General features: G+C 45.7%; 21 protein-coding genes. 17 read left to right on the forward strand and 4 right to left on the reverse strand.

What is annotated here, in order from left to right; all coding sequences use genetic code 11:
• Positions 1-251 precede the first annotated feature (251 nt).
• On the forward strand, positions 252-1,199 hold the full coding sequence (locus PIL01S_RS18855) for a class I SAM-dependent methyltransferase (RefSeq protein WP_127538875.1): 948 nt from the start codon (positions 252-254) through the stop codon (positions 1,197-1,199).
• A gap of 76 nt (positions 1,200-1,275) precedes the next feature.
• On the opposite strand, the gene PIL01S_RS18860 is transcribed toward PIL01S_RS18855, so the two are convergent.
• Positions 1,276-3,663 carry a helix-turn-helix domain-containing protein gene (locus tag PIL01S_RS18860; protein WP_127538876.1) on the reverse strand — a complete coding sequence of 796 codons (2,388 nt, stop codon included), beginning with the start codon at positions 3,661-3,663 and terminating at the stop codon, positions 1,276-1,278.
• Positions 3,664-4,157: 494 nt separating this feature from the next.
• On the opposite strand from PIL01S_RS18860, the gene PIL01S_RS18865 reads away from it, so the two are divergent.
• The 12 genes from PIL01S_RS18865 to PIL01S_RS18920 all read left to right on the forward strand — a co-directional run bounded on the left by PIL01S_RS18865 (position 4,158) and on the right by PIL01S_RS18920 (position 14,622).
• Positions 4,158-4,466 carry a LiaF transmembrane domain-containing protein gene (locus tag PIL01S_RS18865; RefSeq protein ID WP_095292221.1) on the forward strand — a complete coding sequence of 103 codons (309 nt, stop codon included), beginning with the start codon at positions 4,158-4,160 and terminating at the stop codon, positions 4,464-4,466.
• A 34-nt stretch (positions 4,467-4,500) separates the two neighbouring features.
• Positions 4,501-5,172: a PspA/IM30 family protein gene (locus PIL01S_RS18870; protein ID WP_127538877.1), complete on the forward strand. Its 672-nt coding sequence runs from the start codon at positions 4,501-4,503 to the stop codon at positions 5,170-5,172.
• A gap of 4 nt (positions 5,173-5,176) precedes the next feature.
• Positions 5,177-5,407: a PspC domain-containing protein gene (locus PIL01S_RS18875; protein WP_095292218.1), complete on the forward strand. Its 231-nt coding sequence runs from the start codon at positions 5,177-5,179 to the stop codon at positions 5,405-5,407.
• Positions 5,408-5,424: 17 nt separating this feature from the next.
• The gene (locus PIL01S_RS18880; protein WP_127538878.1) at positions 5,425-5,928 is read left to right on the forward strand and encodes a PspC domain-containing protein; all 504 of its coding nucleotides are present in this window, start codon (positions 5,425-5,427) and stop codon (positions 5,926-5,928) included.
• 1 nt (position 5,929) lies between these two features.
• The gene (locus tag PIL01S_RS18885; RefSeq protein ID WP_127538879.1) at positions 5,930-6,637 is read left to right on the forward strand and encodes a PspA/IM30 family protein; all 708 of its coding nucleotides are present in this window, start codon (positions 5,930-5,932) and stop codon (positions 6,635-6,637) included.
• Positions 6,638-6,786: 149 nt separating this feature from the next.
• Positions 6,787-7,434: a cell wall-active antibiotics response protein LiaF gene (liaF, locus tag PIL01S_RS18890; RefSeq protein WP_127538880.1), complete on the forward strand. Its 648-nt coding sequence runs from the start codon at positions 6,787-6,789 to the stop codon at positions 7,432-7,434.
• A 34-nt stretch (positions 7,435-7,468) separates the two neighbouring features.
• Complete coding sequence (locus PIL01S_RS18895) at positions 7,469-8,584, forward strand: sensor histidine kinase (protein ID WP_127538881.1); 1,116 nt, start codon at positions 7,469-7,471, stop codon at positions 8,582-8,584.
• Positions 8,526-9,194 carry a response regulator transcription factor gene (locus PIL01S_RS18900; RefSeq protein WP_095292211.1) on the forward strand — a complete coding sequence of 223 codons (669 nt, stop codon included), beginning with the start codon at positions 8,526-8,528 and terminating at the stop codon, positions 9,192-9,194. The genes PIL01S_RS18895 and PIL01S_RS18900 overlap by 59 nt, the downstream gene beginning before the upstream one ends.
• Before the next feature lie 219 nt (positions 9,195-9,413).
• Complete coding sequence (locus PIL01S_RS18905) at positions 9,414-10,151, forward strand: YwmB family TATA-box binding protein (protein WP_127538882.1); 738 nt, start codon at positions 9,414-9,416, stop codon at positions 10,149-10,151.
• A gap of 248 nt (positions 10,152-10,399) precedes the next feature.
• Complete coding sequence (zwf, locus tag PIL01S_RS18910) at positions 10,400-11,950, forward strand: glucose-6-phosphate dehydrogenase (RefSeq protein WP_127538883.1); 1,551 nt, start codon at positions 10,400-10,402, stop codon at positions 11,948-11,950.
• 349 nt (positions 11,951-12,299) lie between these two features.
• Complete coding sequence (locus tag PIL01S_RS18915) at positions 12,300-12,698, forward strand: DoxX family protein (RefSeq protein WP_024634146.1); 399 nt, start codon at positions 12,300-12,302, stop codon at positions 12,696-12,698.
• Between the two features lie 343 nt (positions 12,699-13,041).
• Positions 13,042-14,622 carry a peptide chain release factor 3 gene (locus PIL01S_RS18920; protein WP_127538884.1) on the forward strand — a complete coding sequence of 527 codons (1,581 nt, stop codon included), beginning with the start codon at positions 13,042-13,044 and terminating at the stop codon, positions 14,620-14,622.
• Positions 14,623-14,818: 196 nt separating this feature from the next.
• Here the strand turns inward: PIL01S_RS18920 and sspI are convergent, their stop codons facing one another.
• Positions 14,819-15,052 carry a small acid-soluble spore protein SspI gene (gene sspI / locus PIL01S_RS18925; RefSeq protein ID WP_095292206.1) on the reverse strand — a complete coding sequence of 78 codons (234 nt, stop codon included), beginning with the start codon at positions 15,050-15,052 and terminating at the stop codon, positions 14,819-14,821.
• 167 nt (positions 15,053-15,219) lie between these two features.
• On the opposite strand from sspI, the gene PIL01S_RS18930 reads away from it, so the two are divergent.
• Entirely contained in the window at positions 15,220-15,882 is a 663-nt protein-coding gene (locus tag PIL01S_RS18930; protein WP_127538885.1) for a potassium channel family protein, read from the forward strand.
• 52 nt (positions 15,883-15,934) lie between these two features.
• On the forward strand, positions 15,935-16,723 hold the full coding sequence (locus tag PIL01S_RS18935; RefSeq protein ID WP_127538886.1) for a TrmH family RNA methyltransferase: 789 nt from the start codon (positions 15,935-15,937) through the stop codon (positions 16,721-16,723).
• Between the two features lie 351 nt (positions 16,724-17,074).
• Here the strand turns inward: PIL01S_RS18935 and PIL01S_RS18940 are convergent, their stop codons facing one another.
• Positions 17,075-17,944, reverse strand: a complete 870-nt coding sequence (locus PIL01S_RS18940) for a helix-turn-helix domain-containing protein (protein WP_127539038.1) — start codon at positions 17,942-17,944, stop codon at positions 17,075-17,077.
• A 118-nt stretch (positions 17,945-18,062) separates the two neighbouring features.
• On the opposite strand from PIL01S_RS18940, the gene PIL01S_RS18945 reads away from it, so the two are divergent.
• Positions 18,063-19,223 (forward strand): Gfo/Idh/MocA family protein, encoded by a 1,161-nt coding sequence (locus tag PIL01S_RS18945; protein WP_127538887.1) that lies wholly within the window; start codon positions 18,063-18,065, stop codon positions 19,221-19,223.
• Positions 19,224-19,562: 339 nt separating this feature from the next.
• Here the strand turns inward: PIL01S_RS18945 and PIL01S_RS18950 are convergent, their stop codons facing one another.
• Positions 19,563-19,883 (reverse strand): winged helix-turn-helix transcriptional regulator, encoded by a 321-nt coding sequence (locus PIL01S_RS18950; RefSeq protein WP_095292196.1) that lies wholly within the window; start codon positions 19,881-19,883, stop codon positions 19,563-19,565.
• A gap of 416 nt (positions 19,884-20,299) precedes the next feature.
• On the opposite strand from PIL01S_RS18950, the gene zwf (PIL01S_RS18955) reads away from it, so the two are divergent.
• Entirely contained in the window at positions 20,300-21,754 is a 1,455-nt protein-coding gene (gene zwf / locus PIL01S_RS18955) for a glucose-6-phosphate dehydrogenase (RefSeq protein WP_127538888.1), read from the forward strand.
• Positions 21,755-21,793: the final 39 nt, after the last annotated feature.

Genomic DNA, 21,793 nt, shown 5'->3' on the forward strand with positions numbered 1-21,793 from the left:
GTATAACCCTGTGGATTGCTTAGACAATTCACAGGGTTATTTTTATTACTTTATTTCTCGCAATTGATGAATAGTCCAAACTATGAGGTTGACGTATAAATAAATTAAATATATTGTAGATAAATAAAGTCTTTGATATGGAGCCATTGTGATATTGGCTAAACAGTGTTGAGATACTTTTATTGGTTTAAAAAGAGAAGATCCTTTCTGGTGAACTTTCAATTTTATTACATAGAACGGAGTGAAACGAAATGCTTGAGCAAAAAGTGTCTGAGGAGAACAATTCAGTTAATTATTCAGAACTATTATTTGATCTATCGATCTGGGAAGAGGCGTGGAAGCAGCGGCCGAGGAATCCAAGATATAAGAAAAAGAGTGCGCCATTCGAAACGGAAGAAGCATTTGAACGCTGGGCACGAGACTATCATCATCAATCCTTCACAGAAGAAGGTAAGAAGCGTTCCGAGCGCATCATGAGCTGGATTGAGAATCAAGGCGTAGACTTCAGTGAGTTATCCATTTTGGACATTGGAGCGGCTTCAGGCATTTTTACAATTCCTTTTGCAGAAAAGGGGGCAACTGTCACTGCAGTCGAACCTTCAGAACTGCTTATTTCTTTGATGAAAGAGACAATCCCGAATACATTAGCATCTAAAATTGAGATCGTTCCTGAACGGTTTGAAGAAATATCGATTCAGGAGAAAGGCTGGGAACAGAAATATGATTTTGCCTTTGCTTCCATGTGCCCCGCAATGTCTGATTGGGAAACCGTTGAACAGGCAATTCAAAGTGCTCGCAAATACGTTTATATCAGTGCTATGGCCGGCCCGAGAGTGCATACGTTAATAGACGAGTTTAAAGAGGTACTTCATGTTAATCCGCCTTACCGTTCGGGAGATATGGGATACATACAACAGCTGCTATTCTTGAAGGGTTACGCGTATACGTCGTTAATTACTAATGAAGTCAACACCATTGAGATGCCTGTTCAGCAAGTTGTAGATCATCTACAGGAATGGCTAAACACCTATGGATTGCCTACGGACACAGACTCACTATACAGGGTTGAGCACTATATCCGAAGTGCCTATCCAGATGGCGTGGTTAACTTCCTACGTGGCGGCAGGTTCGGAAAAATACTAATTCAGCTGGACCAACAGAATATGAAGATTGTTCGTAAGAAAGAAGCTAAGCAATAAAATAAGAAATAAACCATGCGCGAATCATTAAAAGGAGCAGACCATCTGCTCCTTTTTCATTCGTTATTACAAACAATTATTTCATGGAAGAGCGAAGAGGCTTCTGTCTACGTTCCCGGTACTGACCTGGAGTGATTCCCTCCCATTTTCGAAAAGAACGGATAAAGTTCTGCGGGTTGTTGTAACGAAGCCGAGCAGCAATATCCTTAATGGTTAGCTCGGTTTCATCCAACCATTTTCGGGCCATCTTGAACCGATACTGTGACAAATATTCACTGAATGCGTAGCCTGTTTCTTTGCTGAACACAGTACTCAAATAGCTCGCATTATAATGGAGCCTACAAGCACACTCTTCGAGTGTCAGATCGGTATCGTATTCCTGATGGATGATGGCAATCATTCTTTCCGAGATCTGCTGATGCTGTGCATATTGCCTTTCTCTGAAAATGCCAATAACCGGTCTAATGATACGGTAAATAAACCATTGTTCGATATCGGCAGCCGTTTGCAGAGCGAGCAGTTCGTTAATCATTGGGCTGTGCCCTGAAGAGATCTGCCCAAGTCGTATACCTGATTCCTGCATCATTTGTAATATGTGCATCAATAATCGAGTTAAAGCAACCTGGTATTCTTCCTCGGTCCATTCCATATGATACACACGCTGGAGCAACTGTTGTAATAGTACGGAAGCTTCTGCCTCATCTGCAGATTGAATCGATTGCATAAGACGATATTCGAGGGACTCAGGGTAAGGTAGCGTCCACAAGGAAGAGTAAATTGAGGCTTCCTCATTTTGTTTGACGCTAGCTCCTGATATGGTCTGCAGCTGTAACAGCTTCCTGGCTTCAATATACGCCAGGTGTATTTCTGAAAAGGAAGAGTATGGTTGACTGAAACGGATATTCAGCTGAAGATTCAAAACTTCACTCACTCGATGGTGCAGAAGCTCAGTTATTTCGTAAAGTTCATTTGAAAATACAGAGTTGTCCATTTTAACAGAACCTATTACGGTTACTACAGTCTGTTCCACAATGATCGGAAGGAGTTGTCGATCCTTATCGATGGATTCCTCCACTATATTCTGAACGGCAAATAACAGGAGATCGAGATCGTGATGATCATACTTCGTTTGACTTGCTAAATCGATCTGTAGGTTCAATACGACTATTTGTTGCCACTCAATAAGATGATCTCTGTAGCCTAGTTCGCTCAAGATTTGGTGCAGCATGCCAGGCGAGCACTTACCTAGAAGCATATTTATCATATACTGAGTGCGTGTCTGCAAAACGTATTGATTTAATTTATACTCCATCTGGGATCGAGAAGCTGAAAGCTGGGTAATATGGGTCTTGATCTGCTCGAATTCATCTTGAGATCGTAAAAAGGATTGTTGCAGTTTCTGATTCGATAAAACTCTGTCAGTAATACCTAGCTGCGATAGCAGGTTCCGTATAGGGATATGCAAACGCCTTGAACCTAACCCTACGAATAATATCGAGAGTAGAAGGAGTATTACGCCGACAGACAAGGTATACAGTCCAATCTCAATATACTCTTGGGATAGGATATTCATGGGTGTAATTAAGATATAAGTCCATCCCTTTAACGGTGTCTTAGCGAAGGTTAAGGAATATTCTGTATCGGCAATTCGAACCTCGTGGTATTCCTTTGAAGCAGCAGACATATTCGGAGAGAGCAATTCGCTCATGTCCATTTTAGATTCAATATCTTCGATGTTCATTGCCGATAAGGGTTGTCCAATATACATAGGATCGGGGTGAACAAGAATACGCTGTTCCCTGTTCACAATAATCAATTCTGAAGCAGACATATCCATGTCAACGGATTCAGATACAATAGAATGATGTAATGAGCATGCAGGAATTCCGCCAATTAAAGCTGAGTCAGCGGGTGCATTCATAAACGAGATGGATCTGCCGAGCACGATATGATAGTTACATCCGGACGGGAAATCCTGTTCATTATGCTTAAATACAGATGATGGAATCAGCTGCCAGCCAGAGGTCTGGGTTTTGGACAACAAATCTCGCATGGGAAGAGCCAAAGGGAAGTCCGTGTTAAGATATAACCCCGCATGATCGACCAGCCAATCCTGAGCTTCGTTAACTAGCGTAATATCCATTAAGGGCTCCCAGGATCGCATATGTTGAAATTCGGATTGAAGCTGGTTAGCTGTCGTTAATGTTCCTGGAAGTGTGGCTGAAAGGGACTGAAGTGTAATAGGAGAGCGAGTCGCCTGATCCAGCATATAACTGACGGTGTTAAGCTTATGCTCGACGCTCGTCTGCATGTATAAAAGAAGTTGTTTATTCGCTTGCATGCGATGCAGCTCCGTTTGATTCATGGAATACAGAATTGCCGCTATTCCGGCCAGCAGAATAGGCAAGGTACTGAGCAGAATGCCAAATAAGATCATTTTATGAAGATAACTGATGGACCGCACAGCCCCCACTCCTAACTTCAGAATTAGGATCAATACTGCTTCTATTTTAGTAAACGCTTACATTAATAACAACATAAATTTGTTTATATGGATAAAAAAGTATTTGCGTTTCGAGTTAAGAAGAGCTTTTCATTCAACCGTACATCATTCGGGGGAAACGAATTCCTTTTGTAAACGTACATAAGGCTTAAGGGCAGATCATATCAATGGCGCTTGCAAGCTCAGATGAGTTAGTTCGCTCTCTAGTACCGGATAAGGGGATATGAAGCATTCCAATTTCAACCTCATTGTATGTCGACAGAGGTCTGATGCAAGGACAGACGGAGGTCCAACACCATCCCCGACCTGAGTCTAGGATGAAAAACCGTCCGCGGTCTGTTTTGAAAAGTCCCCGTTTCCCCTAGAATAAAGACATAAGGTTAAACAAGAAACAACAAACACAAACGAGCAAATAAACAAATCAAAATACAAACCGAAAGGGTGGTGAAAAAATTATGAGATGGAATAAGGGAAATGGTTGGGCGATTGTCCTGATTGCGCTGGGTGCTCTCATCCTTTTCGGAAAGTTAACTCCGCTTCTTGGACACCTGATGGGGTATCTGATTCCGATTCTGATGATTGCACTTGGTTACTACGGGGTTAAACGAGGAAATGTAATGCTGGGCTGGATCGTCTTGATCATCGGTATCCTGTCACTGATGGGTAAACTGGCTTGGTTGATCGGACCAATCATCGCCATCGGATTAATCATCTTCGGTGTCTCGATGCTCAGCAACAATCGCAGTCGTCGTGGCCGCTACTAAATTATCACGATCTTGAAAAGGAGGACAGAACATAATGAGTGTATTTCGTCGAATGCGGGATATTACCGTAGCTACATTAAATGAACATCTGGAGCAAAGTCAGGATCCAGTCAAACTGATTGATCAGTTTCTGGTCTCGACCCGCCAAGACATTGGCGAAGCCGAGAAGCTTCGTCATCAATATGCAAGCCATACTAGACAGATGAAGCAGCAAGCCTACCAGGCAGCAAGCATGGTGCACAAACGGGAAGAGCAGGCTTCAATGGCTCTGAAAGCAGGAGAAGAGCATCTTGCGAAACTGGCCCTGCAGGAGAAAATTCTCCATGAGGAAAAAATGGAACAATACAATGAACTGTATGCCCAGAGCAATGCAGCATTACAGGAACTTGATGAACAGATTGACCAGCTGAAAGTGGAGTATCAGAATGTGTACAGCAAACGTCAATACTACTACGCTCGTATGCAAACCATTCAATTGCAGCAACGAATGAATCAAAGAGGTCACTACAATAATCAGAATGTACCTCGAATGTTCAATCGCTTGGACGACCAAGTCTCTGATCTTGAATATGAGGCACAGAGTCTGAGAGACATTCGCCGCATGAGCCAGGATGGTTCAGGAACAGCAGGCAGCATGTCCTCCTCTACCTTGGATAAAGAGCTGGAGCGCCTGAAACAGAAGCTGAACAATGAAAGGAAGGAGTAGTCACATGAATAGATTATACCGCTCGACGCGTAACCGAAGGCTGACAGGTTTGATCGGCGGCATCTCTGAGAATCTTGGTTTTAGTTCGATGCTGCTGCGTCTCATCTTCTTCATCAGTATTTTCGCTACGGGGGGTACATCATTGCTGATCTACTTCATCGCTGCATTAGTGGTACCGAAGGAACCCTATCCTGCAGATCCATACGGATATGATTCCGTAACAGGATATAAGTAAACGAAAGGAGTAAGCACATGAGCAAATTATACCGCTCAACGCGTGACCGGATGCTAACAGGTTTGATCGGCGGGATATCCGAATCCATCGGAATGGACTCCACGCTGCTGCGGATCATCTTCGTCATCAGCATCTTTGTAACAGGCGGCACAGCGTTGTTAATCTACTTTATCGCAGCCCTGGTGGTACCGAAAGAACCGTTTCCACCTTATGACCCGTACGGTTACGGTCCAGGTCCTGGTCCCGGTCCTGGCAGAGGATACAACAGCTATGATCACGACCCGAACAGAGGACCTTTCCGGGGCAACAATCAAGGTCACGGTGGCTTCGGTCCCGGCCCAGGTTACAATAACAGACCCAATTCGGGCCCACGCTCTTACGATAATAACAGCTATGGAGCAGGTGCACCTCAAGAGAGTGAACTGGATTCCATGATGAAAGATATTGAGAAAAAAGCATTGAAAAAAGAAGTTGAAGAGCTTCGCCAAAAATTATCTCGTTACGAGAAGGGAGAAAAGTAAAATGGGAGTATTTAAACGGATTAAGGATATGACTAAAGCGTCGGTAAACGATATGTTGGATAAAGTGGAAGACCCGATTGTAATGTTGAACCAGTATTTGCGTGACATGGAGGCAGAAATCCATGAGGCTGAAGTGACAGTAGCCAAACAAATGGCAAATGAGCGTCGCATGAAACAGCGCCTGGACGAAGCGGAGCGTACTTCGGTACAACGCGAGTCCCAAGCTGAAGCTGCGCTGGCTAATGGTCAGGAAGAAGTAGCTCGCAAATTGCTGGAAGAGAAAATCTACTTTGATCAAAAAATTACGGAGTACAGTGAACTGCACGCACAATCTGAAGCACAAGCCAAAGATTTGCTGCAACAGCTCCATGACATGAAAGACGAGTTCTACAAAATGCGTAACAAACGCAATGAGCTCGTATCCCGTGCCCAAATGGCCAAAGCCAAAAAGCAAATGTCTTCCATCAACAGCCTGCATTCAATCGAAAGTGGTAGTGCATCGCTTGGATTCCATCGTATGGAAGAGAAAATCATGCAGCTGGAAGCTGAAGCAGACGTATCCCGTGCTCCTTACCGGAACACACAATCTACGTATACCAATCCTGTAGATGTTGAAAAACAATTCAAAGTAGATCAACAACTGCAAGCCCTGAAAAACAAACTGGGCAACGGATCTAAAAATGAAACAGGCAGCACTTCTAAAGAATAACTGTTCGCTCAGCAGACAATATGATATTCTATAAATCGTGAATAAAGAACGGTTTGTAGAACAAAGGTTAAGCCATACAGGTCATTATCGCCTGGTATGGCTTTTCCAACGAATAGGGAAAGTCAACTTGCAGAGGAGGTGCGGCAGAGATGAACAAAAAAGAACAATGGCTTGCATTTGCGATCATTATTATCGGTATAATCATGCTATTGAATCAGCATATTAATCTGCTGACAGCTGCCGCACTGATCCTGTTAACGATTGGAATGGTCCAGGTTCGTAAAGGAGATACGCACAAAGGTCACCGCTACTTGGCGATTGGTGGATGTCTTCTGCTGCTTGGGAACCTGATGATTGTATTTTTAATTGTACTTGCTTCACTAGCCTATTTTTATTCCAAAAACAAAAAGATGCATCTGCATGGCGATGTCATGCGCAAACAGAATTTTTTGGCCCGCTATTACTGGGACCAGGTGCCTTGGACGTTACGAAGCATGAGCTTATGGCACGCTATTGGTGAAGTCAATGCAGATCTGTCTCTCTCCATTCCGGAAGAAAAACAGACCATTGTATTGTTACAAGGGGTTATGGGAAATGTTCGTTTGACACTGCCTGAGGATTACGGAGTAGAGATTGAGGCTTCGGTCATGTTTGGACGAATTAGCCTGAACGGGGAAAAAGACAGTGGCATGATGAACAAGTTGATATGGAGAACGCCTGGTTATGAAACCAGTGAACATAAAGCAAAATTTGTTATTTCTTATATTGTTGGCGACCTAAGCATTCGTAATCCGTAATAAATCAATAAGTGAAAAAAAGGAGGAGACCCGGTTGAAGACAAAACGACATACCGACATGGTAACCCGAAGTATGGGTGAAGGGATCCTCCTTGTTTTCATAGTGCTCGCTGTTATCTTATATGTGCTGTATACATATGGTTATCTTGCTCCGTTTGCTGGATGGAGGCATCTGATTCAGTCTGGCTTAGCGCTGGTTTTATTGCTCATAGGCATCGGAGCGGCTTTTGGCTTCTATCAGAGTTACCGGGTCAAACGCAGGCTTGAATTGCTGCGGGAAACCCTTCTACAATGGGAAAAGGGATCTCTATCGCGCACCGTACCCGATCTGGGGATCGACGATGTAGGCCGTTTAAGCGAACAGCTCGGGCGGATCGGCAAGAAGTGGGAAGATCAGGTTACCTCACTGCAACGATTATCGACCAACAATGCACAGCTCGCAGAGCAAGCCAGAATAACGGCAATTGTGGAAGAGCGGCAGCGATTGGCACGAGAGCTGCATGATGCCGTTTCCCAGCAGTTGTTTGCCATTTCGATGACTGCCACAGCGGTTGGACGAAAGATGGAAAAGGACTTTGCACGTGCCCAGCGGCAGGTGGCGTTGATTGAGGAGATGGCTTCGGTAGCCCAATCCGAGATGCGGGCATTGCTTCTGCATTTGCGACCGGTTTATCTGGAAGGCAAACATTTAGAACAGGGCCTGAAAGATCTTGTCATGGAATTAAAAACCAAAGTACCCATGGACATTGTGCTTGAGATGGATGAAGATATTCATTTGGTCAAAGGCATTGAGAATCATCTGTTCCGAATTATTCAGGAAGCGATGTCCAATACACTGCGCCATGCCAAGGCAGAAAAAATGGAGATTCGGCTGCAGCGCCGGACCGATGCGATTCGTGTGCTTATTCGTGATGATGGTCAGGGCTTCGATCTGGATGACCAGAAGCAGGCTTCCTATGGTCTGGCCAACATGCGGGAACGTGTTACGGAGATCGGGGGAGCCATTCAATTTGTAACGGCACCAGGCAAGGGAACACGAATTGAGATAACGATACCTTTGATGAGCGATGAAAGTGAGGAAGAACATGTCAATGGAACCGGAAGTAGAAACGGAGACGGAAACGTCGATCAAAGTGTTGCTCGTGGATGACCATGAAATGGTACGGATCGGCCTCGCGGCCGTGCTCGATACGGAGGACGGGATCGAGGTTGTGGGTGAAGCGGGAAGTGGCGAGGAAGGCATTCGACTGGCACAGGAATATAAGCCGGACGTTGTTCTGATGGATCTAGTCATGGAAGGCATGGACGGGATCGAGGCTACCCGGCAGCTGCTCAAAATGTATCCGGAATGCAAAGTCATTGTGCTAACCAGTTACCTGGATGATGAAAAAATGTATCCTGTTATTGAGGCAGGTGCCTTCAGCTATCTGTTAAAGACATCAAGAGCCAATGAAGTGGCAGATGCCATTCGTGCTGCGGCACGTGGACAATCGGTTCTGGAATCGCAGGTGGCCTCCAAAATGATGAATCGATTCCGGCAGCCTCAGGCAGCAGCCCCGGCTCATGAAGAGCTTACTGACCGGGAGATGGATGTGCTTCGTTTACTCGCGAAGGGCAAGTCCAATCAGGATATAGCCGATGATCTCATTATCGGTATCAAAACAGTCAAGTTCCATGTAACGAATATCCTGGCCAAACTTGGTGTGGACGACCGGACACAGGCAGCCATCTATGCCTATAAAAATGGTCTAGCAGAGTAAGAAGACTGTAATGTGAACGACTTTAATTAGCAAAATTCATTGAACAAGAAAACGTACTTAACGAATTTGAATAGCATAGATAGGCAAGTGGAAAGGTCTGCTCTACCATGCACATGGTAGAACGGGCCTTTTTGTGATGTCCAAGGAAGTTTAGCAAATGGGGAAAGGGGGCATGCTGTTGATAGATTCATAGAACGAAAGAGAGAGCGGAGGATAACCATGTTAAATCGTTGGATGTCTGCAGGTATAGTGGCTTTGGCACTTATTATTGTTATAGGTATGACGACGGCGTATGCAGAGAGAAACGAGTCAGAAGGTGAGAAATTGGAACAGTTGATACATACTTCGAACGCAGCAATGGATCAGATGGAACGCATGATTATCAAATGGCAGGGACAAGGGACAGGGAGTGCAGAGGAAGAAGCAGCACGCTTGTCGGAGCAATTGGGACTGCCGCGACCGGTTTTGGGAAGCCAGACAGGTCATGATGTATATCGCAGCGAGATTCAGGCTGAAGGAAGTCGTGCAGGCATATTGGTAAATGCCGTCGTGACTGGAGAGAACAGATACTATGTTATTGTACAGTTGGCGGGTAATCGTTCCACTGAATTAAGCGAACTCGTTTCTTTGCATGAACAGGTAGATCAGCTGCTTGCAAATTCTAAGGTGGAAGCAACATGGAACCTTGCAGTTCAGGGCAGAGGAACAACCGATGCATCGGTTAGCAATCAACTAGAAGAGACAGAGGCTAAGCTGTCTAGCCAGCTGGGTATGCATGCAGCTGAGCGTTATACGGATGACAACACTGCAAGCGTGTCCTACAGTGTCCCTGAGCTCCCGACTGCGATCCAGAGTGGCTCGGATATTCTGAACATGCAGATTGCTGTACATCAGGACCACGATAAGGGAAGCAATCGTATTACGTTAGGTTTTCCGGTAATCACTATAGAATATTGAAATGATATTAGGTGAATTTATAGGCTCGATCATGAATATTTATAGATGAATTTTCAGAGAAATGTTTGGAGGAATAAGGGGCTCCTTTATCCGGAAAATTAGTGCAACCCTTCAGGCAATATGCTAAAATGGCATCACATCCAAGAGGAAGCTACTGGTAATTGTCGGTTGTATGTTGTGCATATATAACACCATTACATAGCTCGGGAAGAGCAGAGAAAGAGTCTTCCCGGAAGGAAGAGGAGCCCATGGTCGAAAAACAAATGCGAGATGAAGTGCAGACGCCAGGCGCAGTATTTTTCATTTTTGGAGCAACGGGTGATTTGGCCCGCCGGAAGCTCTTTCCGGCAATCTATAGTCTTTACCGCGAAGGCAAGCTAGCCGAAGACTTTGCGGTTATTGGTGTAGCCAGACGTCCGAGGACACCAGAACAATTCCGGGAAGACATTCATGAATCCATTAAGGAGTTCTGCCGCTATCCGGCAGGTGACCCTGATGAGTGGAATGCGTTTGTCGAACATTTTGAGTATAAATCTCTTGATATTAATAACGTGGATGGCTTCAGAGAGTTACGGGATCAAACAGAAGGTCTGGAAGCGAAGTTTAACACGCCAGGCAACCGGCTGTTTTATCTGGCACTGGCTCCAGAGCTGTTCGGCAGTGTCTCCTATAGTTTACGTGATGGCGGAATGCTGGAGAGCCGAGGCTGGAACCGGCTTGTCATTGAGAAGCCGTTCGGGTATGATCTGCAGTCTGCCGAGCAGTTGAATGAGCAGATCCGTGAGGTGTTCCGTGAAGAGGAAATCTATCGGATTGACCATTATCTGGGCAAGGAAATGGTGCAGAATATTGAAGTGATTCGCTTTGGTAATGCATTTTTTGAGCCGCTCTGGAATAACAAACATATTGCGAATGTTCAAATCACGCTTGGTGAGACCGTTGGTGTGGAGGAACGTGGGGGTTATTACGATCATTCCGGTGCGCTGCGGGATATGGGGCAGAATCATATGCTTCAGATGCTGACGATGATTGCCATGGAGCCGCCAAGCCGTCTATTTCCCGAGGATATCCGGGACGAGAAGGTTAAGGTGCTGCGTTCCTTGCGACCATTTACGTCCGATGAAGAAGTGAGCAATAACGTTGTCCGTGGACAGTATACGGAAGGGGAGTACCGTGGAAAACAGCTTCCGGGATATCGGCAGGAGGACAAGGTTGATCCGGAGTCGAATACCGAGACTTATTTTGCTGCGCGTGTATTCGTGGATAACTTCCGCTGGGCGGGTGTACCTTTTTACATTCGCACAGGCAAACGTCTGCCGGTGAAAACGACCGAGATCGTGGTTGAATTCAAGTCCATGCCGAACAATGTATATCTGGGCAAAAAATATAAACTGGAACCGAATCTGCTCGTCATTCGGGTGAATCCGATGGAAGGCATCTACATTAAAATCAATGCCAAGAAACCGGGCTCGGACTCCGAAATTCAGCCGCTCGCAATGGACTTCTGCCAGAGCTGCATGATTGGAATCAACTCGCCAGAAGCATACGAGCGTCTGCTGCATGATGCAGCAGAAGGGGATTCCACGTACTTCACCCGCTGGGATGAAGTGGCGACGGCATGGTCTTTTGTCGACCGTATTGCTTCCGCATGGGCTGGAAATCATGGAGAACTGCATACGTATCCTGCAGGTACATGGGGACCGGAAGCGACAGGGAAGCTGCTGGAGCAGGATGGTTTCCACTGGTGGCCGGTGAATGGGCAGGACGAAGACAGTGTTATTTGGCAAGTGAACAACTAATCTAGTAAATCAGGTGTAAAGAAGCCTTGGATAGGACGTAAGTGCGCGTTCTTCCGGGCTTTTTTTGCGTAGGAGAGAGAAAAGAATAATAAGGAAATAAATAAATAAAAATAAGTTGTTGACAAAAAGTAAGTGAATAACTTATACTCAACTCAAGAGTTAAAGAAATTACGCAAAAAGAAAAACGGACGAAGGAGTTCTAAGGAGCTCTTCGAACCTATAGATTATTCATGAGATGAAATTTGAACCAGGTGAAGGGGTTACGATCACATTCATGAAGTAAAATTTTCGCATAATATCTTTAATATAAGAATACCAGATTGTAACTATTTGAATGGAGGAAAAGAACATGTTGGATGTAGGACTTTTGTTGATTCGTTTGGTAATCGGTTTGTCGTTTATGGCTCATGGTGCACAGAAATTGTTTGGTTGGTTCGGGGGTTATGGGATCAAGGGTACAGGTGGATGGTTTGAGTCCATGGGGATGAAGCCTGGTGCACTCGTTGCACTGCTGGCAGGTTTGGCGGAATTCGGTGGCGGCTTGCTGCTTGCTCTGGGTCTGCTGACTCCAGTTGGTGGCATTCTGATTGCACTGACCATGGTGATTGCGATTGTGAAAGTTCATGGTGCGAATGGATACTGGTCTACACAAAACGGATTTGAGTATAATCTCGCGATCCTGGTGATCGGTGTGGCGTTGGCTCTGACCGGTGGAGGACAATACGCACTTGATGCATTGATTTTCTAAGTAAGCTAGGAACGTGAATTAGGAGTACCTGGATGCCAATCTATTGGCTAAAGGTGCTCTTTTTTTGCGATTGGAAAAGTGAAGAATCCTTTGCAGGTAATCGGTTATTTTCGGTAAAGATTATGGTACAATAGGAGAGTTGGGTAAGAAGCAGGTTAACGGTTTGTTATAGCAGCACAGGAATAGGGAGGATGAACTCCGTTGTAAATGTGTAAAATTAAACCTAATGTGCAAGAATCGAAGGAAACAATCAACCGGTATCGCCGGATTGCATAAATGATTGAGATTAGACCGGCCAGGCCGGTAATTAACGTTGAATGAACGGACGAAAGGGATAGAACCTATGAGCAAAACAGATAACATTCTTCAACAGGAAGTGGACAAACGCCGGACGTTTGCCATTATCTCTCACCCGGATGCGGGTAAAACCACATTGACCGAGAAGCTCTTGCTGTTCGGGGGCGCGATTCGTCTCGCCGGTACGGTCAAAGCGCGGAAAGCAAGCAAGCACGCTACAAGTGACTGGATGGAAATCGAGAAACAGCGGGGGATATCGGTTACATCTTCCGTCATGCAGTTCGATTACCTGGGTCATCGTGTAAACATTCTGGATACTCCGGGTCACCAGGACTTCAGTGAAGATACCTATCGTACACTGACGGCTGCAGACAGTGCAGTCATGTTGATTGACGTGGCCAAAGGTGTTGAGGCACAAACCATCAAGCTGTTCCAGGTTTGTGCGAAGCGCGGCATTCCGATCTTCACGTTCATCAACAAGCTGGACCGTGAAGGACAAAGCCCGTTTGATCTGATGGAAGAGCTCGAAAACGTACTGGGTATTCGCTCCGTACCGATGAACTGGCCAATTGGTACAGGACGCGATCTGTGCGGCGTGTATGACCGGATGAAAAATCAGGTGGAATTGTTCCAAGGGGACGATCACTCCACGATTAAAGTGCAAAAAGTGGACGGCTACGAAGATCCGATTATCCGCGAGATGGCGGGAGAATATCTTCATGACCAGCTGTGTCAGGATCTGGAACTTCTGGATGTAGCGGGAGATCAGTTTGATATGGAGAAGGTACAACGTGGAGAGCTGACACCAGTATTCTTCGGCAGTGCCATCAACAACTTTGGTGTGCAGACATTCCTGGAGAACTTCCTGCAGCTGGCTCCTAAGCCTGAGCCGCGTCACAGTACCGCGGGTGAGATCGAGCCAACGAATGAGAAATTCAGCGGATATGTATTTAAAATCCAGGCAAACATGAACCCGGCACACCGTGACCGTATCGCGTTTCTGCGGATCGTGTCTGGTAAATTCCAACGGGGGATGAGTGTTAAGCATAACCGTGTGGGGAAAGAGATTAAGCTGTCCCAACCACAGCAATTCCTAGCTCAGGATCGGGATATCGTAGAAGAAGCATATGCTGGCGATATCATCGGGTTATTTGACCCGGGTATTTTCCGGATTGGCGATTCGCTTAGTCAGGGAAGTGAGGTTGTGTTTGATGAAATGCCAACCTTCTCGCCAGAGATTTTTGCCAAAGTAACCGTCAAAAATGCACTGAAACATAAACAGTACCAAAAGGGTATCGACCAGTTAACGGAAGAAGGAACAATCCAGGTGTTTAACACCGTGAGTTTCGATGAAACACTGCTTGGTGTTGTAGGTCAGCTCCAGTTCGAGGTATTCGAATACCGGATGAAAGGCGAGTATGGGGTAGATGTACAGCTGCAGCGTATGCCTTATCAGTTTGCTCGCTGGATCGTGGATGAGAATCTGGATCCGAGCAAATTCCGGATTAACTCTACCCTGGTGAAGGATAAAAAGGGGAATTACGTTGTCCTGTTTGAGAATGAGTATGCGATGAGAACAGCAATAGACAAAAACCCGACTGCTCAATTCCTTGAGACAGCTCCATAAGTTTAGCTTAAAATGAAGCCATTATTATAATGGCAGAAATACAGAAATAATAAAGATCCCTCCGCCTTCTGGCGGGGGGATCTGTTGCTTTGCACCTTACTTAGATGGCAGGTATGATCCAGCCGGATAAGGGAAAGCTTTCTTTTGCAGGCAGAACAAACGTGATGACGGTTACCGATCCCTTTCAATACCTCGATTAGCGAAGCGGTTGAACGGGGATGGTGTGCAGATGCTCCTGCGCGACTTGAATCAACTCATCCTGCTTCGCAGAATCAGTGTTCTTCCAGATCATTTCAAAAATGGCGCCAAGTCCGGGCAATGCGGCTTCCGGTCCATCGACAGAACCTTCAATCATCTCCCGGAGCTGATCATCACTTTTGTCATGAACTTTATGAACAATCGCTTCACGCAGGCTTAATGTAATTGGCATCGCAATTCCCTCCTCGTATATTCGGCTGCTCCTATACTGTTCCCTGGGAAGCGTGAGCGCATTCAAGTTTATCCGGCTTTGTGGTATACTACGAAGGATATTTAAGTAAGCATTGACATCCGAAAGGATGTGCAAGAGCTGAAGTGCAGCGGGAGGTTAAGACCCTAATGGCTAAGAAACAGTATGCCGTAATTGGCATGGGGCGGTTCGGATCAAGTGTGGCCAATGCGCTGAGTGGTATGGGATTTGACGTACTGGCAATTGATGCGGACGAGCAGCGGACCCAGGAAATGTCCAATGTGGTGACTCATGCTGTATCGGCAGATTCAACAGATGAAGAAGCGCTGCGAGCGCTGGGCATACGAAATTTCGACGTTGTCGTTGTGGCAATCGGTGAAGATATTCAGGCGAGCATTTTGACGACCCTGATTTTGAAAGATATGGGTGTACCGGTTCTGATCGTCAAGGCACAGAATGAGCTGCATGGTAAAGTGCTGCAAAAGATTGGAGCGGACAAGGTCATTTACCCTGAGCGGGATATGGGGCTGCGTGTAGCCCATCATTTGACCTCCCCTAACATACTGGATTACATTGAGCTGTCTGAAGATTACAGCATATTGGAGATGAGAGCCTCCGAGCAGATGATCGGCAAAAACCTGTTGGAGCTCAACATTCGTGCACGCTTCGGTTGTAATGTCATGGCTATTCGCAGTGGGAATTCCATGAATATCTCTCCATATGCGGAAGATCGGATTGAAGCTGGAGATGTATTGATCATAGTGGGCCACAAAGACCATTTGACGAAAATGGAGCTCGCCTATCCGAAGTGATCTCTCGGAGTCACCCGGAGTAAATTGAACGGCAGACGGGAAGGATGGAAAGATGGATATAGTATCACCGCAAAATTCACGTGTGAAGGAATGGGCACAGCTGCTGGAGAAGAAGCACCGTACCCGTCAGCATAAATACATCATTGAAGGCATTCACCTGGTTCAGGAAGCGCTGCGTGCACAGGCTGATCTGGAATGCATCGTTTACGATGGTGAGCAAGGAGTACCTACAGAACTGGCTGGCCTCGAAGGACCCCTTCAACGTATAGAATGGATCAGCGTATCGCCGGCTGTGATTGCCAAATGCACGGATACGATGACACCTCAGCCTGTTTTTGCCATTGTACGTAAAGGTCGTGAGCCACTGAAAAGCCTGCTCTCTGAAGAGCGAGGACTTGTTGTGGTGCTGGATGGGGTGCAGGATCCGGGCAACGTGGGAACGATCATTCGCAGTGCTGACGCAGCCGGAGCAGCCGGTGTGGTGCTGGGTGCAGGCTCTGCCGATGTGTATAATCCAAAGACGATTCGTTCAACGATGGGATCATTGTTTCATTTGCCCATTGTGGAAGGGCAGCTCGAATCTTTGCTTCCAGAAGCGAAAGCAGCAGGCGTGAAGCTCGTAAGTACCTCTTTGCAGGCAGAGTATTCATGTTATAGCTATGATTTTACTCAATCCGTTTGGCTTGTGATCGGCAATGAAGGCAAGGGGATATCCGAGTCTACGGCAAGGCTTGTGGATGATGCGATTACGATACCAATGCAGGGACAAGCTGAATCGTTAAATGCCGCAATGGCGGCGACGATTTTGATGTTCGAAGCAATGAGACAGCGGATGGTTTAGTTTATAGATATGTAAATAGTAAGTACGATATAGAACAAGGATTCAAGAAAAACAAATTAAGTTTATTCCTACTTTTGTGAGAGATAGGGATGAGCTTTTTTCTTTTGGAATATAAAGATTATCGACCAATCAGAAAAATGAACTGGATCAGAGAGAAACTCTACAGCTCTCTGGAGAAGCTAGGACTTGAAATCAGGGAATCCTGTAGTAAGGAATAGTGGGAAGAATCTGAACACTGCTTGTAACTTCAATCTGACATTCAAATATGATTTGGATACAATCGTTCCGAAAATGAATGAGTGAAGGCGGAGGGCATGTTCCTTCGCTTTTTTGGGTGTACGGATTATTAATTCATGCCCTCCCTTGTACGTTCAGCCGATATTGATGCGGAGTTGTACCGGTAACAGAACGGAATACTTTACAGAAGTAGGAAGGCGTGGACATGCCTACACGATGACCTATTTCAGGGACGCTGTATGAATTGCGGGCAAGCAATACACAAGCATGACGAATACGGGTAGCTTGAGTATAGGCGACAATGGTCGTTCCTGTGGCCTTTTTGAATACATGAGACAGATGATAAAGAGACATGTGCAGTTCTGCAGCGAGATCTTTGAGTTGAAAGGGTTCATGGTAATGTTCCTCAATCCACTTCATGATGGCTTCAGCGTGAGGATGAAGGAGACTGTTGAAGGTTGGACGCACGGATTGGGAGAGGGCATGCTTGTCTTCTTCCCATATGTATTGAATCTGTACGAGCAGGTTCAGTAAAAAGAGCCGGGCAGCCTCCTCTTCTCCTTCTCCATGAAGTCCGTTGAGATGAATCTGCGCGAACTGTTCCATAAATTGCACCAGCATGGATGAAGAAGGAAGAATGAAAGGTGCAATAGGTGAAGGTTGTCCCAGAAACTCCTGTACAAATTGATGAGTAGCCGTAAAATACCGCCAGGTTTCCTTCAGCAAATCCAGATCAAACATAAGTACACTACGGACAAAAGGATGATCATCCGTAACCTGAATCTGAACCTGATGCAGCTGAAAAGGACGGAAAATGATCAGTGTACCCGGTTTAAGAGGAAAAGCTTGGCCTTCCGTAATTAACTGACCATATCCATCATGAATGTAGGTCACTTCCATTTGGGAATGGGCATGAAATATTTCACGAAAAGTCGTGGTGGATGTACGTCGGCAAGCCAGATCGAATTGCTCATTGTCTAACATGGACAATGCCTATTCCTCCCTTACATGAGCACAAGATCCTTTTATTTTAACACAAGATACACGCATAAAAGCGCTTAATAATTGTGTATTGTGAAAGGAACAAAGGAGGTATGTTCAGATGTTAAAAGTAGCGATTATTGGAGCTGGTGCAATTAGTGGAGCACATATCTCAGCCTATTTGGCCTTTCCCGATCGATGTCAGATTGTTGCTGTGGTTGATATGTACCCTGAAAAAGCACAGAAACGAATTAACGAACATGGACTGAAGAAGGCACAGGCAGTAACGGATTATAAAGAATTGCTAAGCCAAAATATTGATGTGGTCTCTATCTGTACTCCGCCGTATACACATGCTCCCATTGCGTGTGACTTTTTGTATGCGGGTACCCATGTGCTGGTGGAAAAACCGATGGCTTCTTCCCTGGAAGAAGCGGACCAGATGCTGAAGGCAGCCGAACAGAGCGGCAAACTTCTATCGGTCGTGGCACAGAATCGGTTCACTACACCGATGATGAAGCTTAAGGGTGTACTGGACAGTAAGCTCATGGGTCCGATTGTACATGTTCAGGTGGATTCATTCTGGTGGCGGGGTCATAACTATTATGATCTGTGGTGGCGTGGGACTTGGGAAAAAGAAGGAGGTGGCTGTACGCTTAATCATGCTGTACATCATATTGATGCCATGCTCTGGATGATGGGTCCACCCGTGGAACTGCAGGCCATGATGGGCAACACGTCGCATGATAATGCGGAAGTGGAAGATGTGTCGATGGCAATGCTTCGATTCCGTGAAGGAGCACTAGGTATGATCACGAGTTCCGTCGTACATCACGGAGAAGAGCAGCAGTTAATTTTTCAAGGCAAAGAGGCCCGGGTATCTGCTCCGTGGAAAGTGGTTGCCTCAACGGCACGTAGTAATGGATTTCCGGAGCCAAATCCGGAGCTGGAACAGCAGATACAGCAGAAGGCCGACGCATTGCAAGATGTCATTCACGTCGGTCACGCAGGTCAGGTCGAGAATGTGCTAAACGCCATCGAGATCGGATCACCGCTTCTGGTGGATGGACAGAGTGGGCGGAATACACTTGAACTGATTGTAGGTATATATAAGTCCGCGAGTACGGGGGAGAAAGTTACCTTTCCTCTGGAATCAGGCGATGCGTTCTACACACGTGAGGGTATAATGCAGCATGCGGTGCACTTTTACGAAAAGAAAACGGCAGTGGAGAACTTCGAGGATCTGAGCATTACGCTGGGAACCCAGTGGGAGTCAAAATAAATAAAGGAATGAATAGCAAAAAGATGCCAAGATCTCATAATAAAAGTGAGGCGGCATCTTTTTTGCTAGACCAGAATCTCACGCATATATGTTATCAAACCTATCATATAAATGGACGATAATTTGAATACCTAGATCCCCTGGAACTATCCGATCCTCAATTTGGGGAATAAGCTAAATGACACTTCATGTAACTATTACAACATCTGCTGCACTTTTGTAGGAATTAATCCAAAATAATCCGTTTACCTGCCACGTTCCACTTACTCAAGGGAAACGCTATTTGCGGAATCGAAAGGGAACGTTATTGAGTAGTTCCAGACATATTATATAATAGCATTACAGCCACTTATCCGCCCATCGCTCCACCGCACTTAATGCCCTTCCCAGCTCCGTCCCTTTGCGGGACAACATATATTCTGTCCGAACTGGTCGCTCTGTAACCACATGGCGCACGACCAGACCTTCTTCCTCCAGTTCTTTCATTCGTTCATTCAGTACGCGTTTGCTCAAGTCAGGGATATAAGCGTGAATTTCACTGAATCGTTTGGGCTCTTCCATCAACGCATGAATAATGAGGGCAACCCACTTCCGGCCAATGATCTGATAAGACTGTTCCACCTTTTCGCATATTTGCTTGGCATTCTCATCATCGCTCATAATTGTACTCCTTTGAATTAGTTATGCTTATTATAGCACTAGTATACTTATTGTAACCTGGATGTCTAGAAGCGTTATGTATAAAATATCACATACCAATTGTTTATAATCTTACCACATAAAGCGTTAACAATAAATAAAAACCCTGTAAACACTGGTGTTCACACGTTAGACATGATTGTTGACGAATTGTGACGACAGGTGTAATATGGGTAACGTTAATTCAAATGGTTACAATTTATAACCTTGGTTTAAGGTTGTGGAGAGAAGGAATGTTCCATGGTTAAATTCGGGTATGTTATATAAACGGAGGCAAGGCGGGTCACGCACCCACTTATTCCGTCTTTTGTCATGCTTGGATTTGAACATTTTGCACCATCATATACTATACTGCACAGATCACAGGAGGCACTCCAATGGACGCAATGACATTTGTCCTGTTCGGGGCAACAGGCGATTTAGCCAAACGCAAGATTTACCCTGCATTATATAACTTGTACATTGATCAAAAAATGCCAAAATCCTTCTCCGTTATCGGTCTTGGACGGCGTGAATTGTCGGATGCTGACTTCCAGGCGAATGTCGAAAAGTCACTGCATGAATTCTCACGGCAAACGCCTGAAGAAGAATCCCAGGTACGTGATTTCATTGGAGCTTTCCGTTATTGCTCCCTGAATAATACGAAGCTTGAGGATTACACAAAATTGTTGAAAATCGTCGAGCAGCGTGAACAGGAACTGAGCATTCCGGAAAATCGCATGTTCTACATGTCAGTTGCACCAGAATTCTTTGAGCCAATCGCACTGAATATTCAGGAAAGCGGCCTGGGTAACACCAAAGGCTGGAAGAAGCTAATTATTGAAAAACCATTCGGACACGATCTGCAATCTGCACGTGAACTGAATGAGAAACTCAGCAATACCTTTGCAGAGGAAGAAATTTATCGCATTGACCATTTCCTGGGCAAACCGATGGTTCAAAATATTGAAACTCTGACGTATGCGAACCCGGTCATTCAGGCATTGTGGTCCAACCGTTACATTGCCAATGTGCAAATCACAGCTAGTGAAACGGTTGGTGTTGAAGAACGTGCTGCGTATTACGACCAAAGTGGTGCCGTTCGCGACATGTTCCAGAACCATATGCTTCAATTGCTGATGATGATTGCCCTGCATTTGCCAAAACGCTGCACACCGCAAGAAATTCAGTTTAAAAAGCAAAAGATTGCTGAAGCACTTCGACCACTGACCAAAGAAAACATCGCTTCTGAAGTGATTCGTGCTCAATACGGCGCAGGCGAGCTGCAAGGGAAATCCGTTGTCGGCTATCTGGACGAGCCTGGTATCCCGGCTGGTTCCCAGAACGATACGTATGTTGCGGCGAGATTGTGGATCGATGATCCATTCTGGAGCGAGGTTCCCTTCTACATTCGTACAGGTAAACGCCTGGCTGAGAAATCCACACGCATCGTAGTTGAGTTTAAGGCGCCGCTTAAAACAGGTCATGAATCCGAAAATACGACCGAGCCTAACCTGCTGACGATTGAAATTGGTCCAGGGGAAAGCATCTCGCTTCAATTGAATGCGAAGAACCCATTGAACCATGGTGAAGTGGAGCCAATCAACATGACATTTGCTTCAGGCAAACGCAATATTCCGGAAGCTTACGAAAACCTGATCTTTGACGCTATGCGCGGAGATTCCACTTTCTTCGCTCACTGGAACGAAGTGGAGCTGGCATGGCAGTGGGTACAGCCGATTCTGGAAGCCTTCCAAGATGGCAGTGTACCGCTGGATACGTACAGCGCAGGATCGCAAGGACCTGAGTCCGCAGATCGTTTGATTGCAGAGAATGGCTACCGTTGGTGGTAAGCACATCTAAGGCTAACTTAATTTACCGTTCCAATTTTG

It is taken from the genome of Paenibacillus illinoisensis NBRC 15959, from assembly GCF_004000925.1.
Taxonomy (GTDB): Bacteria; Bacillota; Bacilli; order Paenibacillales; family Paenibacillaceae; genus Paenibacillus; species Paenibacillus illinoisensis.